This window comes from Nocardioides endophyticus (genome assembly GCF_039543845.1).
Classification (GTDB): Bacteria; Actinomycetota; Actinomycetes; order Propionibacteriales; family Nocardioidaceae; genus Nocardioides; species Nocardioides endophyticus.
In genome coordinates, this window is the sequence record NZ_BAABKN010000014.1 from 114,563 (window position 1) to 127,824 (window position 13,262).

The window sequence follows — 13,262 nt, forward strand, 5'->3', positions numbered from 1 at the left end:
ACTAACGCGCGTGCACGACGAACGGCGCGGTGACCACGGCGCCGTCCGCCAGCCGCACCTGCGCCCACACCCGGTAGGCGCCGGGCGCGTCGAAGCGAACGTGCAGGTCGAGCTCCGGCCCGAACTCGGTCCCCGGCAGCGCCGGCACCGGTCGGCCGCGGGAGTCGAACGTCTCCGCGTGCCGGTGCTGGAAGTCCAGGTCCTGCAGGTCGCTGCCGTCCGCGCGCATCACCACGACGTGCCCGGCGGCGCCCAGGTAGGGCCGCAGGTCGTCGGGGACGCCGAGCGTGAAGTCGCTGGTGTCGCCGACGTGGGCCTCGCCGTCGAGGGTGATGCGTACGCCGTCGACAGTCGCACTCCGCACCTCACTTGGAACGTCGCCCTCGGCTAGGGCCTCGACGGATGGCGGGTCACCGGCAACCGTCAGCTCAGTGGCGTCCAGCACGTCGGCCATCTGGCCCTGCTGGCGCATCTCGGCGTGCAGCGCGTAGGTCCCCGCGGTCGGGAAGGTCGCCTCGACCTCGAACACACCCTCCTCGCCGGTGGGCTCGGGGTGCAGGTGCGCGAAGGTGCCGAGGTCGGCGCGGGTCACGATCAGGTGCATCCACACCTGGTGGGTGCGGACCAGGTCGCCGACCGGCTCACCGGACTCGGCATCGCGCACCGAGATCGTGATCGTGGCGGGCTCGCCGGGTCGTACGCCGGCGGGCACGTCGTACGCCACCGAGAGGCCGGCGTCGTGCGCGCTCATCGGCGGGACGTCGGTCTCCTCCATGACGCTCATCTGCGGCCGCATCGGCATGCCCATGCCCTGCTGGAAGGCGAGCACGCCGTTCATGCCGCGCTCAGCCTGGTCGGTCCGGCTGAGCCCGGTGAACCCGACCCCGATGGCGATCGCGAGCACCGCGATCCCGGCCAGGTAGGCACTGTCGGCGATGCGGCCGCGAGAGGGCTTGCGCAGCCGCAGCGCGTTGGTGACGACGCTGACCGAGCTCATCGCCATCGCGGCGCCGGCGAGCACCGGGTCGAGCAGCAGCCCGTCCCACCAGTAGAGGGCGCCGGCCGCGACCGGGATCAGCAGCACGTTGTAGGCGAACGCCCAGGCCAGACCCTGCTTGATCGTCGTGACCGTACGTCGCGACAGCTCGATCGCGGAGACGACGCCGTGCAGGTCGCCCCCGACGAGCGTGATGTCGGAGGCAGCGACGGCAACGTCCGCGCCGGTGCCGATCGCGATGCCGAGGTCGGCGCGAGCCAGCGCGGGTGCGTCGTTGACGCCGTCGCCGACCATGGCGACGACCTGGCCGGCGGCCTGGAGCTCAGCGACCCGGGCCGCCTTGTCGGCGGGCCGTACGTCGGCCAGCACGTGGTCGATGCCCACCTCGGCCGCGACCGCGCGCGCGGTCGCCTCGTGGTCACCGGTGACCATCCAGACCTCGAGCCCGAGCTCCTTCAGCGCCGCAACCGCGGCTGCCGAGGTGGGCTTCACGGTGTCGGCGACGTCGATGCGGCCGGCGTACGCGCCGTCGACGGCCACCAGGATTCCGCCGCCGTCGGCCGTGACTCCGTGGGTCGCCAGGTGCGCGACGTTGCCGGCGACGACCGTGCGACCGCCGACGATCGCGACCACGCCGTGGCCCGGCACGGAGTCGAAGCTGTCGACGGCCGGGAGGTTCAGGCCTCGCTCACGGGCGCCGCGGACGACGGCCTCGCCGACCGGATGCTCGCTGCCGACCTCCGCCGCGGCGACCAGGGCCAGCAGCTCGTCGGCATCCCAGCCGCCGGAGGTGGCGACCTCGCGGACGTCGGGGCGGCCCCGGGTGACAGTGCCCGTCTTGTCGAGCACGACGGCGGTGAGCCGCCGCGCGGTCTCGAGGGCCTGGCCGTCACCGATGAGGATGCCCAGCTCGGCGGCCCGTCCGGTGCCGACCATCACCGCGGTCGGCGTGGCCAGCCCCAGCGCGCACGGGCAGGCGATGATCAGCACCGCGACCGTCGTACCGATCGCGAGGGTGAGGCGCTCGCCCTCCGGGCCGAACGCCAGCCAGCTCAGGAAGGTCACCAGTGCGACCACCAGCACGGCCGGCACGAACCAGGCGGACACCCGGTCGGCGAGCCGCTGCATCGGCGGCGCGGAGGCCTGGGCGTCCTCGACCAGGCGGACGATCTGGGCGAGCGTGCTGTCGGCCCCGACCGCGGTGGTGCGGACGACGAGGGTGCCGGTCGTGTTGACCGTGGCGCCGATGACCGTCGCACCGACGGCCTTGTCGACCGGCACGCTCTCGCCGGTCAACATCGACTCGTCGACGGCCGACCGGCCGTCGGTGACGACGCCGTCGACCGGCAGCTTCTCCCCCGGGCGCACCCGCACGAGGTCCCCGACGGCGACGTCGGCGAGAGGTACGTCGACCTCCGTCTCGCCTCGGAGCACCCGCGCTGTCGCCGGGGCCAGGTCGACCAGCGCGCGGAGCGAGGAGGCCGTGCGCTTCTTGGCCTTCAGCTCCAGCCAGCGCCCCATCAGGATCAGCGCGACCACGATCAGCGCGCTCTCGAAGTAGAGGTGCAGCGGCAGCCCCCAGCGCTCGGCGAGGCCGGGCCAGAGCACCACGAACGCGCCGTACCCGTACGCCACGCCGGTGCCGAGCGCGACCAGCGTGTCCATGCTGGTGGTGCGGTGCCGGAGGTTGACCCAGGCCTGGCGGTAGATGTCCTGCCCGGCCCAGAACTGCACGACGGTCGCCACGACGAGCACCAACGGCATCAGCCAGTCCATGGTGTCGATGTAGAGCGGGATGTACATCAACGCCATCAGTGCAAGGCCGGTCACCAGAGCGACCTGCCAGCGGCGGCGGAGCTTCCCGATCTCGGCATCGCGCCGGGCATCCAACGTTGCGATCGGGTCGGCGACCGGGTCGCTCGGCTCCTCGGTCCGCGTCGGACGGCGCAGCGTCCCGGCGTACCCGGCCTTCTCGACCGCGGCGGTCAGCGCCTCGGCGTCCACCGCCCGGGCGTCGTACGTCACGGCGGCGGTCTCGGTCGCGAGGTTCACCGAGGCGTCGACCACGCCGTCGACGCGGGTCAGCGCCTTGGCGACGCGGTTGACGCAGGACGCGCAGGTCATCCCTTCGATGTCGAGGGTCGACTCGGTCAGCGTCCCGGTGGTGCTCATGCGATTGACCGTAACATACCCCCAGGGGGTACCCAACGCGAAGTATCTCAGCGGGTCTGAGGTACCCGGGCGACACCCGGGCACGCGCAACCTAGGGAGTTCCTCCGATGTGGGCAGATGCCTCAGGCGAGCACCTTGGGGTCACCGACAACGACCCACCAAGGAGTGACCACGATGATCGCCTCGATCTCGATCGCAGATCCCACTGCCGCCCTCATGCTCGCCGAGCTCGAGGTCGACAGCTACGGCAGCGTGCGCACCCGCCGCGGCAACCTGCGCCGCCGGCAGCGCCGCTTCCAGCAGCACGCTCGGCTGCGCAAGCTGCTCGCCTGAAGCCAGACAGGAGAGCCGCTACCAGCGCCCGTGGACCGCAGCCCGGAAGTGCTCGTCGTAGATCCGGCGTACGCCGTCGAGCAGCGCCTCGGGCAACGGGTCCGCGTCGCCGGCGGCCGCGTTGGCGCGGGCCTGGCCGGCGTTGCGCGCACCCGGGATCACCGTCGTGACGCCGGGCTGCTGCCACGCCCACGCGAGGGCGACCTCAGCCGGGCTCAGCCCGGTCGGGCCGACCTCGTCGATGAGCGCCGAGAACTCCCGCGCCGACCGCACCCCGGTCTCGAAGTCCACGCCCGCGAACGTCTCCCCCACGTCGAAGGCGCTGCCGTCGCGGTTGTAGGTGCGGTGGTCGTCAGCGGCGAAGGTCGTGCTCTCGTCGTACTTGCCCGACAGCAGCCCGGACGCCAGTGGGACCCGGGCGATGATCGCGACACCGGCCTCCTGGGCCGCCGGCAGCACCGCGTCGAGCGGCTTGAGCCGGAACGCGTTGAGGATGATCTGGATCGACGCGACGTGCGGTCGAGCGATCGCGGAGAGGGCCTGGTCGCAGGTCTCGACGCTGAGGCCGTACGCCGCGATCGCGCCCTCGTCGACCAGCGTGTCCAGGGCGTCGTACGTCGCGTCCGCGTCGACGGTCGCGCTAGGTGGGCAGTGCAGCTGCACCAGGTCGAGGGTGTCGACGCCGAGGTTGCGGCGGGACCGATCGGTCCAGGCCCGGAAGTTGTCGAGGGAGTAGTTCTCGGGCACCTGGTCCATCCGGCGACCCATCTTGGTGGCGACCGTGATGCCCTCGTGCGTCTCGAGGAACTTGCCGATGACCTGCTCGCTGCGCCCGTCGCCGTACACGTCGGCGGTGTCGAAGAAGGTCACCCCGGCCTCGACCGACGCCTCGAGCACCGCGAGCGCGTCGCCCTCGGTGACGTCTCCCCAGTCCGCGCCGAGCTGCCAGGTGCCCAGACCGACGACCGAGATCTGGCGGGCCGTCCTACCGAGGGTTCGCTGCTCCATGCAGCGAGTCTGTCAGGTCAGTCGGCCCGCACCAGGAGGAGGACCCGGGCATCGCGCGCGACCTGCTGGTGCTGGGCCTGACGGAGCCGGGCGAGCCGGTGCTGCTTCTCCGCGGGCGTGAGTGAGCGCCAGTCACGCCGTCGATCGAGGGTTCGTTGCATGCCATGCAGGAGCGGGTCCCGTCGATCCAGATACCTCGATGACCACCGGACGGGGCTCGCGGCGCTATGCCACGATGTGCCCCTGCGCGCACTGCTGATCGGGCTGCTCACGCTTGCCCTCATCCCCGTCCTCGCCGGTCCGACTGCCTCCGCGCAACCCGCCGACGACTGGCACGGGTCGCGTCAGGCGAAGCCGTCGGCGTACGCGTGGCTGGACGACGGCACCCCCGATGTCGACTACGAGCTCATCGTGGTCCGCGGCCTCACGGTCGGCCAGGTCCGTCCGCCTCGGCACCATCAAGCGGAGCACCGGCCCGTAGAGAAGGCGACCGCTCTACTCAGTCCTTGCGACAGACGAACCCGAACACCGTGATCGCTGAGAACGCCCAGCCCGCTTCGGCTGCGGCCGCCTGGCTGCGCAGTGCCTCGTCCGCCTGGGCCTGCGTCAGGGTCCCGTCGGAGACGGCCTGCTCGGCGGCCAGCCGCGACATGTGCGAGCCCATCAGCACGTCCTGCGGGAAGACGAGGGCCGACGAGCCGACGTCGGGATCGACGTGCAGGCCGGCCGTCATCGCCTGCCGCGGCAGGTGTCGCGCGGCCATCGGGTTGGCGATCTGGGACATGAACGCGTCCAGCATCGCGCGGCCCACAGCCGGATCGATGTCGGACTCGACCCGCGAGGCGTGGTCGGAGTCGAGCAGCAGCGCGCGACCGCCGGGCCGCAGCACCCGCGCGATCTCCACGACCGCGGCCTGAGCGTCGGGGACATGCTGGAGCACCCGCTCGCACCAGACGACGTCGACGCTCGCGTCGGGCAGCGGCAGCTCGGTCGCCAGCCCCTGGCAGAACTCGACCTCGACCCCGTGGCTCGCACAGCGCTCCTCGGCCACTTTGCGGAGCATCCCGTTGGGCTCGATGCCGAGCACCCGGGCGTCCGGCCCGGCGAGCCGGGCCAGTCGGCGGGTCATCGTCCCGGTGCCACTCCCGATGTCGACGCAGGTGTCGCCCCGCCGTACGTCCCCGGCCGCGAGCGCCCACGCCCGCAGTCGCTCGATCGACGGGGCCGCGTCCTGGGCGTCGAGCACGCTCACCATCGCGTGCACCGCGCCCTCGTCCACGGTCTCCGGCCGGAAGGCCGTGCCGAGCGTGAACGACGTGCCGCTGATCTCACTCATGCTCATGCCCCAGGTTGGCACAATCGGCGCCATGTCGTACGACGAGGCGCTGGCCGATCAGCTGCGCGAGATCGCATCGGGGGTGGCCGGCATCAGCGAGCGGAAGATGTTCGGCGGACTGGCCTTCCTCGTGCACGGCAACATGGCGGTCGCGGCCAGCGGCGAGGGCGGCCTACTCCTCCGCTGCCCACCCGAGCGCACCGACGAGCTCCTGGCTGAGCCGCACACCGACGAGTTCGTGATGCGCGAGCGCTCGATGACCGGCTGGCTCCGCGTCGACCCACCCGGACTGGCGACGTACGACGCCGTCGAGCGCTGGGCGACGATCGGACTCAGCTATGCCGGGACGCTGCCGCCGAAGTAGCGCACCCGACGCAGGTCGTCGCAGTCGGCCGCACCTCGAGCCGCCCCTCCGGGATCGGCTGCCCGCAGACGACACAGACCCCGTACCTGCCGCTCTCGAGCCGCTCGAGAGCGGCAGCCACGGCGCGAAGCTGCTCCTCGGCCTGCTGCACCAGGGCTCCCACCTGCGACCGCTCGAAGGCGATCGTCGCGCCCTCAGGGTCGTGCTCGTCGTCGGCGTTGCTGTCCTTCGACGCCTCGACGAAGCCGCGGTAGTCGCCGCGCAGGTCGGCAAGCCGCCGCGTCGTACGCCGCCGCTCCACCGCCAGGAGCTCGCGTGCGTTCATCGGCGCCGCAGCAAGGTGAGCACCTCGTAGTGGCCGGTGTTCGGGAACATGTCCAGCAGCTGCCCGCGCACCGGCCGCAGCGACGGCATCGCGGCGAGGTCCTTGGCCAGCGTGACGGCGTTGCAGCTGGAGTAGAGGACGTGCCCGACACCCGAGGACTCCAGCCAGCCGCTCAGCTGCGGCCCGATCCCGCGGCGGGGCGGGTTGACCACCACGAGGTCGGGCGGTGCGGTCGAGCCCAGGGCGTACGCCGTCGCGTCGCCGACCTCGAAGCGCACGTCCGCGAGCCCGGCCTCGGCCGCGGTCTGCGAGGCGCTCGCGACCGCCTCCCGACTGATCTCGATGCCGGTCACCGCGACACCCGACCGCGCCAGGGCCAGCGCGAAGCCCCCGACACCGCAGTAGAGGTCCCACACGGAGGTCGGCGCGAGGTCGGCGGTCCAGGCGCGGGCGCGCTCGTACAGCTCCGTCGCCATCGCGGTGTTGGTCTGGAAGAAGCTCTGCGGCCGCAGGTACAGGTCCGGGCCGGCGACCCGCATCCGCAGCGTCTCCTGCTCGGTCAGCACGATCTCACGCTCGCCCTCGAGCACCGCCTTGTGCTCGGGCTGGAGGTTCACCGAGGCGACGACCAGCGCAGGCAGCGCCTCCCGCAAGGCCGGCAAGTGCTTGCGGATCCGCGACACCGGCTCCTGCGAGCGCAGCACGAACCGCACCATCAGCTCCCCATCGGGCGACTCCGTCACGAGGAGGTGCTTCAGCTCACCAAGGCGGGCCGGCACGTCGTACGGCGTGAGCGCGGCCGTGCGCACGAACTCCGCGAGCACCGGCAGCGCTGCCTGGATGCCGGCGGTGTGCAGCGGGCAGTCGCGCAGGTCCACCCCGCCACCAGCAGGGTTGAGGATGCCGAGCGTCGGGTCGTCCACCGAACCGCTGACGACCATCTTCGCCTTGTTGCGGAAGCCCAGCTGGGCGCTCGCCACCGGCCGCTCCCACGCGAGGTCGGGGTCGAGCAGCTCCGCGACCTGGCGCTGCTTGTCGGCCAACTGCGCGTCGTACGGCAGCCCGAGCCAACTGCAGGACCGGCAACGGCCGGCGTCGAAGTGGTGGCAGAGCTGGTCAACGGCGAGAGACATGGCCCGCTCAGGCTACGGGCGCGAGCCGAATCACACTCGATCTGAACTGGTTGACGGAATCAACCGACGCGGGCCGCGGTTGCCGCTGTTACGCCGACTTCCGCGCTCCAGCCGTTAGGAACCGATGACCTCCCCCGCCAAGCGCCGCACCGACTACCGCCTCACCTTCCTGGTGCTGTGCGTGGGAGTCGCGTCGTTCTCGCTCCTCCAGTCGATGGTCAACCCCGTGCTGCCGACGATTCAGGCCGCTCTCGACACCGACCAGGCGACGGTCACCTGGGTGCTGACGGCGTACCTGGTGTCCGCCTCGATCTTCACGCCGATCATCGGCCGCGTCGGCGACAAGGTCGGCAAGGAGCGGATGCTCGTCGTCGCGCTCGGCGCGCTGGCCGTCGGCTCGCTGCTGGCGGCCGTCGCCGGCAGCATCGGCGTGCTCATCGCCGCCCGGGTGATCCAGGGCATCGGTGGCGGCGTGCTGCCGCTGACCTTCGGCATCGTCCGCGACGAGTTCCCTCGCGAGAAGGTCGCCTCGGCGATCGGCACGTCGGCCGCGCTGCTCGCCGTCGGTGGCGGCGTCGGCCTGGTGATCGCTGGACCGCTGGTCGAGGCGCTGAGCTACCACTGGCTGTTCTGGATCCCGATGGCGATGACCGTGGTCGCCGCCATCGCCGCCTTCGTGTGGGTCCCCGAGTCCCCCGAGCGAACGCCCGGCAAGATCAACGTCGGCACCGCCTTCCTGATGTCGGCATGGCTGGTCGCGCTGCTGGTCGGCGTCAGCCAGGGCCACCACTGGGGCTGGGGCTCGGCGAAGGTGGTCGGCCTCTTCGTCACCGCTGCGATCCTGCTGCCCGTGTGGGTGCTCGCCGAGACCCGCAGCAAGGAGCCGCTCGTCGACATGAAGATGATGCGGATCCCGACCGTGTGGACCGTCAACCTGGTCGCGCTCCTCTTCGGCATGGGCATGTACTCGATGTTCGCGTTCGTCCCGCAGTTCCTGCAGACGCCTGAGGTCGCCGGCTACGGGTTCGGCCTCAGCGTCACCGAGTCCGGCCTGATGCTGCTTCCGCAGACGATCGCCAGCTTCATCGGCGGCGTCGCCGCCGGCCGGTTCGCGACCCGCTTCGGCTCGAAGAACCTGCTCGTCGTCGGCGCAGCGCTCACCGCCATCGGCACCTTCGGGATGGCCTTCACCCACGACGAGATCTGGATGGTCCTCGTCGAGACCACCATCCTCGGCCTGGCCTTCGGCCTTGCGTTCGCCGCGATGTCCAACCTCGTCGTCGCCGCGGTCCCGCAGAGCCAGACCGGTGTCGCGAGCGGCATGAACACCAACATCCGCACGGTCGGCGGCGCGATCGGCTCGGCCGTCCTCGGCACCGTCGTCACCAGCAACCTGCAGCCGATCGGCGTGCCGACCGAGGCCGGCTACACCCATGGCTTCCTGCTGCTCGCGATCACGTCGACGGCCGCTGCGGTCGTGGCCGTGATGGTGCCGGTCGTCAAGGCCAAGACGCACGTCGTGCCCGGCCCCCAGGCCGAGTGGGAGGCCGAGCACGACGTGGCGACTAGCGCTTCAGCGTCGCAGCCGTGATCAGGTCGCGGAGCTTGCCGAGCCGGTCCTGAGCGACGGCCGCCTTCCGGGCCGCTGCCGTCGGTGACGTCGCCTCCGGCGGCGGCACTGGCTCGCACTGCACGTCGGAGCGGTTGCCACGCACCCGCGTCGGCAGCGCGCCGGTGAGCAGGTAGTCAGCGATCCGATCGTCGGTGCAGGCCACCCCCGACAGCGATCCCGCGTGCGTCGTACCGCCCACGCCTTCGATCAGCACCGAGCGCGGGAACCGCTTGCGGACCTCCAGCGCGCCGGCGTACGGCGTCGCGGAGTCCTCGGTCTCGGAGATCAGCAGCACCGGCGGAGCGTGCTTGCCCTTCATGTCGACCGGCCGGCCGGACGGAGCCGCCCAGTCGAGGCACGGCGTGTTGTACCAGGTGTTGTTCCAGGCGAGGAACGGTGCGTAGCGATGGATCCGCCAGGCGTCCTTCTCCCACGTCTTCCACTTCGAGGGCCAGGCCGCGTCGGTGCACTGGACCGCGAGGTAGTTGGCGAAGGTGTTGTCGGAGCCGGGTCCGGTCGGGTCGCCGTAGTAGTCCTTGGCCGGATCGAGATCCCCGCCCGCCGCAGCGATCAGCACATGCGCGACGGCGTCCCAGTCGTAGACGTAGTAGGCCGCACCCACGAAGACGTCGTTCCAGTCCGCCGCCCCGAAGTCCGGCTCCGGCGCGTCGGTCAGCTGGTCGAGCACGTCGTAGTAGATGTCGCGGACGGCGTCACCGTCGGTGCCGAGCCCGTACGCCGCGTCGTTGTCCGCAATCCAGTCGAAGAACGTGTTGATGTTCTTGTCGAACTGCTTCTCCTGCTCGAGGTTGGCGTCGTACCAGACGTCGGTCGGGTTGACGACGCCGTCGAGCACGAACCGGCGCACCCGCTCGGGGTACTTCGTCGCGTAGACCTGCGCGAGGTAGGTGCCGTACGAGAAGCCGTAGAAGTTGATCTTGGACGCACCGAGCGCCTTGCGGATGGTGTCCATGTCCTGCACCCAGTCGACCGTGCGGGTGTGGCGCAGGAGCTTCCCTCCGGCGGCCGCGCAGTCGTCGGCGTACGCCGAGGCCTTGCTCCACCAGTACTCACGAATCCCGCGGTGGTCCGGTACGTACGCCGGACGGCCGGCCGCGAAGTAGTCGGGGTCGCAGCTGAGCGACGGCACGCTGCGGCCGACGCCGCGCGGGTCGAACCCGATCCAGTCGTACGGGTCGCCGCCGCCCTTGGGGACGGCTGCGCCGAGGCGGGAGAGGCCGAGGCCGGAGCCACCGGGCCCACCCGGGTTGACCAGCATCGGTCCCTGGGCGGCCGCGTCGGGGGTCTTGTGCGCGATCTTCGAGACCGCGAGCTGGATCTTCTCGCCGCGCGGCTTGCCGTAGTCGAGCGGCACGGTGAGCATCCCGCAGGTCGCGCCCGCGTTGCGCAGGCTGGCCGTCGGGCACTCGCCCCACGTGATCGGCGGCGGCGTGTAGCCGGGCGAACCGTGGTGGTTGCCGTGGTGGGGCCGCTGCTGGTGGTGCTGCGGAGCCGCGGTCGCGACTCCGGTGGCTGCGAGTCCGAGCCCGAGGGTGATGGCTGCGGCCGCACTGATCAGCTTCCTCATACGAGGATTCCTTCCCGAAGAGTGGACCGGGACCCGACGCGTTCGGCGTCGAGCCCCGGCGTGGAACATGTGAGCTGGACGGTCAGTTGACGCGGACCGTCATGATCCCCTTCTTGTCGTTCGTCGAGAGCACCCGGATCTTCGTCCCGGTGCCACCGACGATCACGCTGCCGAGGGGGTTGTCCTCGTCGTAGTAGGCGTAGGGGTCGGTGTCGTCGAACACCTTCTGCGCCGCTTGCGACTTCTGGACGAGCGTGGTGCGCTGGGTCCCACCTGCGGTCGCCAGCTCCCGGTGCAGGCTGAGCGCCGGCGTCTTCTCGAGGCCGAACGTCGAGTCGTACGCCTGGATCCGGTTGCGTGCGATGGTCCCGTCACTCCACGACAGCGCCGTGGCGTGGGCGTCGACCGGCAGGGCCTCGCCGCCACCCGGGTGCTGGCTGGTGTTGTTGTCGGAGTAGAGCGAGTTGGCGTACCAGACGAGCAGGCCGTTCTGGTAGGGGAAGTGCTCGACCTTGTCCGGCGACGTGGCGAGCCAGCCGAAGTTGTACGGGCCCTTCTTGAGCGTGCTGTCGTAGCCGGCGTACTGCCGGTTCTCCGCGAGGTAGTAATGCTCGTACGGCACGGTGTAGCTGCCGTTGTCGACCACGATGAACTTGTCCGTGGCCCAGCTGGGTGCGCCGTCCTCGACCCCGGTGGTCAGCGCCGTGCCGACAGCGATGTCGTCGACCTTGAACCCGGCGAAGTGCTCGGCGGCGTCGTTGAACATCCGGAAGCGGACCTTGGCGCTCTTGCCGGCGTACGCCGACAGGTCGGCGATCAGGTCCACCCAGGCGTCAGCACTGGAGCCCGTGATGCCCTCCCCGTCGTTCTGGTTGTTGGGGTCAGTGTTCGTGGACTTGTTGGTGTGCACCGGGGTGAAGGTCGTGCCGCCGTCGGTCGAGATCTCGGCGTACGCGTAGTCCCAGTTCGTCTCGATGTCGTAGTTGACCTTCGCCGTGAGCTGCCCGCCCGCGGGGACGGTGAAGCTCGGGCTGGTCACGGTCGCGGTGCGGCTGTCGCCCTGCCCGGAGTAGAAGTACTTCGAACCGGAGGCGGCGCCGCCGATGTCGATCTTCTCCTGGCCCGGTGGCAGGTTCACCAGCAGGGCCTGGGCGTTCTTGGTCGCGTGGTACGACGGACCCATCTTCACCTCGGCACGTCGACCGGCCCCCACCTGGGCGTAGTCGAGCCATCCCAGGAACAGCTTCTCGGTGGCACCCATGTGGTTCGGCGTGGTGCCGATGGCGTTGCCCGGGTCGCTCATCCACGAGCCGGAGCTCATCAGGTTCCAGAAGCCGGTGCCGTTCTCGCCGCCGTTGGTGTCGTAGTAGTCCGGAAGGCCGAGGTCGTGGCCGAACTCGTGCGCGAACACGCCGAGGCCGCCGTTCTCCGGCTCCGTCGTGTAGTCGCGGATCCAGATACCGGTGTTGGCGATCTGGATGCCGCCCTTCTGGGCGCCGCCGACCGGGCCGGTCTTGCCGTTGGGGTTGACCGACCAGCGGTGCGACCAGATGGCCGACTCCGGAGCGCCGGCCTCTTCGCCCTCGCCGGCGTGGATCGCCTGGAAGTGGTCGATGTAGCCGTCAGGCTCGTTGAAGTCGCCGTCACCGTCGTAGTCGAACCGGTCCCAGATGTCGAACGAGGCGAGGTACGCCTTGATCTCTGCGTCGCTCTTGCCGGCCGCCTTCTCGGCGTTGTACCAGGCCGTGGCGCTGTCGGTGATGAAGCGCGTCATGTCCACGTTGGACTCGGTCTGGCCGTAGCTGGCCTCGTTGTTGGGCACGGTCACCCAGTCGCTGACGTCGCCCTCGAGGTCGAAGCGACCGCTGGACATCTCCTTGTAGACACCCCTGAAGGACTCGCCGTCCTGCTCGGGCATGCCGTTGAAGAACATGTCCATGTAGTGCTGGCGGTCGAAGTCCGCCTTCCAGTACGTGCTGTTGTCGTCCGCCCCGGGCTTCGGGATCTGGCCGGCGGCCGGCCCGGCGGGCGCGGTCGGGAAACGCGGGTCGACGGTGCTGCCGAAGCCGACCAGGAAGGTGAGCAGCTGCGCGGTCTCCTGGGTGCCGTACTCGACCCACTGACCGGGCGCGACCTTGATGGCCTTCGAGCCGCCACGGTTCTGGACGTCGCGCTTGCCGGTGGCCAGCAGGTCGACACCCTTCTGCTTGAGCTCGCGCCGCTTGCTCTCGCGCGGGTCCTTCCTGTCGTCCTGCTTGTGATGGCTTGCCTGCTGGGCGTCCGATCCTGAGTCGACCGCCGGCGTCGCAGTGGCCTGTCCGGGCATGACGACGGCCGCGAGCGTCAAGCTCGCGGCCGCAGCAAGGACGCCCGAGATGCGTCGCTTCACGTATC

The 13,262-nt window shown here is 70.6% G+C and carries 11 protein-coding genes; 3 read left to right on the forward strand and 8 right to left on the reverse strand.

The features are described 5' to 3' along the window. Position 1: 1 nt before the first annotated feature. On the reverse strand, positions 2 to 3,169 hold the full coding sequence (locus tag ABEA33_RS10720; RefSeq protein ID WP_345526763.1) for a heavy metal translocating P-type ATPase: 3,168 nt from the start codon (positions 3,167 to 3,169) through the stop codon (positions 2 to 4). 174 nt (positions 3,170 to 3,343) lie between these two features. Here ABEA33_RS10720 and ABEA33_RS10725 point away from each other — a divergent pair, with 174 nt between their 5' ends. Further along, a complete protein-coding gene (locus tag ABEA33_RS10725) occupies positions 3,344 to 3,502 on the forward strand; it encodes a hypothetical protein (protein WP_345526764.1) in 159 nt (52 codons plus the stop codon). 18 nt (positions 3,503 to 3,520) lie between these two features. On the opposite strand, the gene ABEA33_RS10730 is transcribed toward ABEA33_RS10725, so the two are convergent. The 3 genes from ABEA33_RS10730 to ABEA33_RS10740 form a co-directional block, all read right to left on the reverse strand. Then, positions 3,521 to 4,510, reverse strand: coding sequence for an aldo/keto reductase (locus ABEA33_RS10730; RefSeq protein WP_345526765.1), 990 nt, complete (start codon positions 4,508 to 4,510; stop codon positions 3,521 to 3,523). A 17-nt stretch (positions 4,511 to 4,527) separates the two neighbouring features. Further along, entirely contained in the window at positions 4,528 to 4,671 is a 144-nt protein-coding gene (locus tag ABEA33_RS10735) for a DUF1289 domain-containing protein (RefSeq protein WP_345526766.1), read from the reverse strand. A gap of 338 nt (positions 4,672 to 5,009) precedes the next feature. After that, a complete protein-coding gene (locus ABEA33_RS10740) occupies positions 5,010 to 5,846 on the reverse strand; it encodes a methyltransferase domain-containing protein (protein ID WP_345526767.1) in 837 nt (278 codons plus the stop codon). Positions 5,847 to 5,877: 31 nt separating this feature from the next. Between ABEA33_RS10740 and ABEA33_RS10745 the strand changes: the two genes are divergently transcribed. Continuing rightward, the gene (locus tag ABEA33_RS10745) at positions 5,878 to 6,210 is read left to right on the forward strand and encodes a TfoX/Sxy family protein (RefSeq protein WP_345526768.1); all 333 of its coding nucleotides are present in this window, start codon (positions 5,878 to 5,880) and stop codon (positions 6,208 to 6,210) included. On the opposite strand, the gene ABEA33_RS10750 is transcribed toward ABEA33_RS10745, so the two are convergent. Continuing rightward, complete coding sequence (locus tag ABEA33_RS10750) at positions 6,179 to 6,535, reverse strand: TraR/DksA family transcriptional regulator (RefSeq protein WP_345526769.1); 357 nt, start codon at positions 6,533 to 6,535, stop codon at positions 6,179 to 6,181. The two genes, ABEA33_RS10745 and ABEA33_RS10750, sit on opposite strands and share 32 nt — an antisense overlap. Next, positions 6,532 to 7,668, reverse strand: a complete 1,137-nt coding sequence (rlmC, locus tag ABEA33_RS10755) for a 23S rRNA (uracil(747)-C(5))-methyltransferase RlmC (protein WP_345526770.1) — start codon at positions 7,666 to 7,668, stop codon at positions 6,532 to 6,534. Before rlmC ends, ABEA33_RS10750 begins: the two co-directional genes overlap by 4 nt. Positions 7,669 to 7,792: 124 nt before the next feature. Here rlmC and ABEA33_RS10760 point away from each other — a divergent pair, with 124 nt between their 5' ends. Then, a complete protein-coding gene (locus tag ABEA33_RS10760) occupies positions 7,793 to 9,259 on the forward strand; it encodes an MFS transporter (protein WP_345526771.1) in 1,467 nt (488 codons plus the stop codon). Here the strand turns inward: ABEA33_RS10760 and ABEA33_RS10765 are convergent. Beyond that, positions 9,234 to 10,868 (reverse strand): alpha/beta hydrolase, encoded by a 1,635-nt coding sequence (locus tag ABEA33_RS10765; protein WP_345526772.1) that lies wholly within the window; start codon positions 10,866 to 10,868, stop codon positions 9,234 to 9,236. The genes ABEA33_RS10760 and ABEA33_RS10765 overlap by 26 nt on opposite strands. A gap of 82 nt (positions 10,869 to 10,950) precedes the next feature. Beyond that, complete coding sequence (locus ABEA33_RS10770; RefSeq protein WP_345526773.1) at positions 10,951 to 13,257, reverse strand: immune inhibitor A domain-containing protein; 2,307 nt, start codon at positions 13,255 to 13,257, stop codon at positions 10,951 to 10,953. Positions 13,258 to 13,262: the final 5 nt, after the last annotated feature.

What these genes read in the sequence shown, in the direction of transcription:
- ABEA33_RS10735 (WP_345526766.1), bottom strand. Translation starts at nt 4,671, where the DNA reads ATGCAACGAACCCTCGATCGACGGCGTGACTGGCGCTCACTCACGCCC.
- ABEA33_RS10740 (WP_345526767.1), bottom strand. Translation starts at nt 5,846, where the DNA reads ATGAGTGAGATCAGCGGCACGTCGTTCACGCTCGGCACGGCCTTCCGG.
- ABEA33_RS10725 (WP_345526764.1), top strand. Translation starts at nt 3,344, where the DNA reads ATGATCGCCTCGATCTCGATCGCAGATCCCACTGCCGCCCTCATGCTC.
- ABEA33_RS10760 (WP_345526771.1), top strand. Translation starts at nt 7,793, where the DNA reads ATGACCTCCCCCGCCAAGCGCCGCACCGACTACCGCCTCACCTTCCTG.
- ABEA33_RS10765 (WP_345526772.1), bottom strand. Translation starts at nt 10,868, where the DNA reads ATGAGGAAGCTGATCAGTGCGGCCGCAGCCATCACCCTCGGGCTCGGA.
- ABEA33_RS10745 (WP_345526768.1), top strand. Translation starts at nt 5,878, where the DNA reads ATGTCGTACGACGAGGCGCTGGCCGATCAGCTGCGCGAGATCGCATCG.
- ABEA33_RS10730 (WP_345526765.1), bottom strand. Translation starts at nt 4,510, where the DNA reads ATGGAGCAGCGAACCCTCGGTAGGACGGCCCGCCAGATCTCGGTCGTC.
- rlmC (WP_345526770.1), bottom strand. Translation starts at nt 7,668, where the DNA reads ATGTCTCTCGCCGTTGACCAGCTCTGCCACCACTTCGACGCCGGCCGT.
- ABEA33_RS10720 (WP_345526763.1), bottom strand. Translation starts at nt 3,169, where the DNA reads ATGAGCACCACCGGGACGCTGACCGAGTCGACCCTCGACATCGAAGGG.
- ABEA33_RS10750 (WP_345526769.1), bottom strand. Translation starts at nt 6,535, where the DNA reads ATGAACGCACGCGAGCTCCTGGCGGTGGAGCGGCGGCGTACGACGCGG.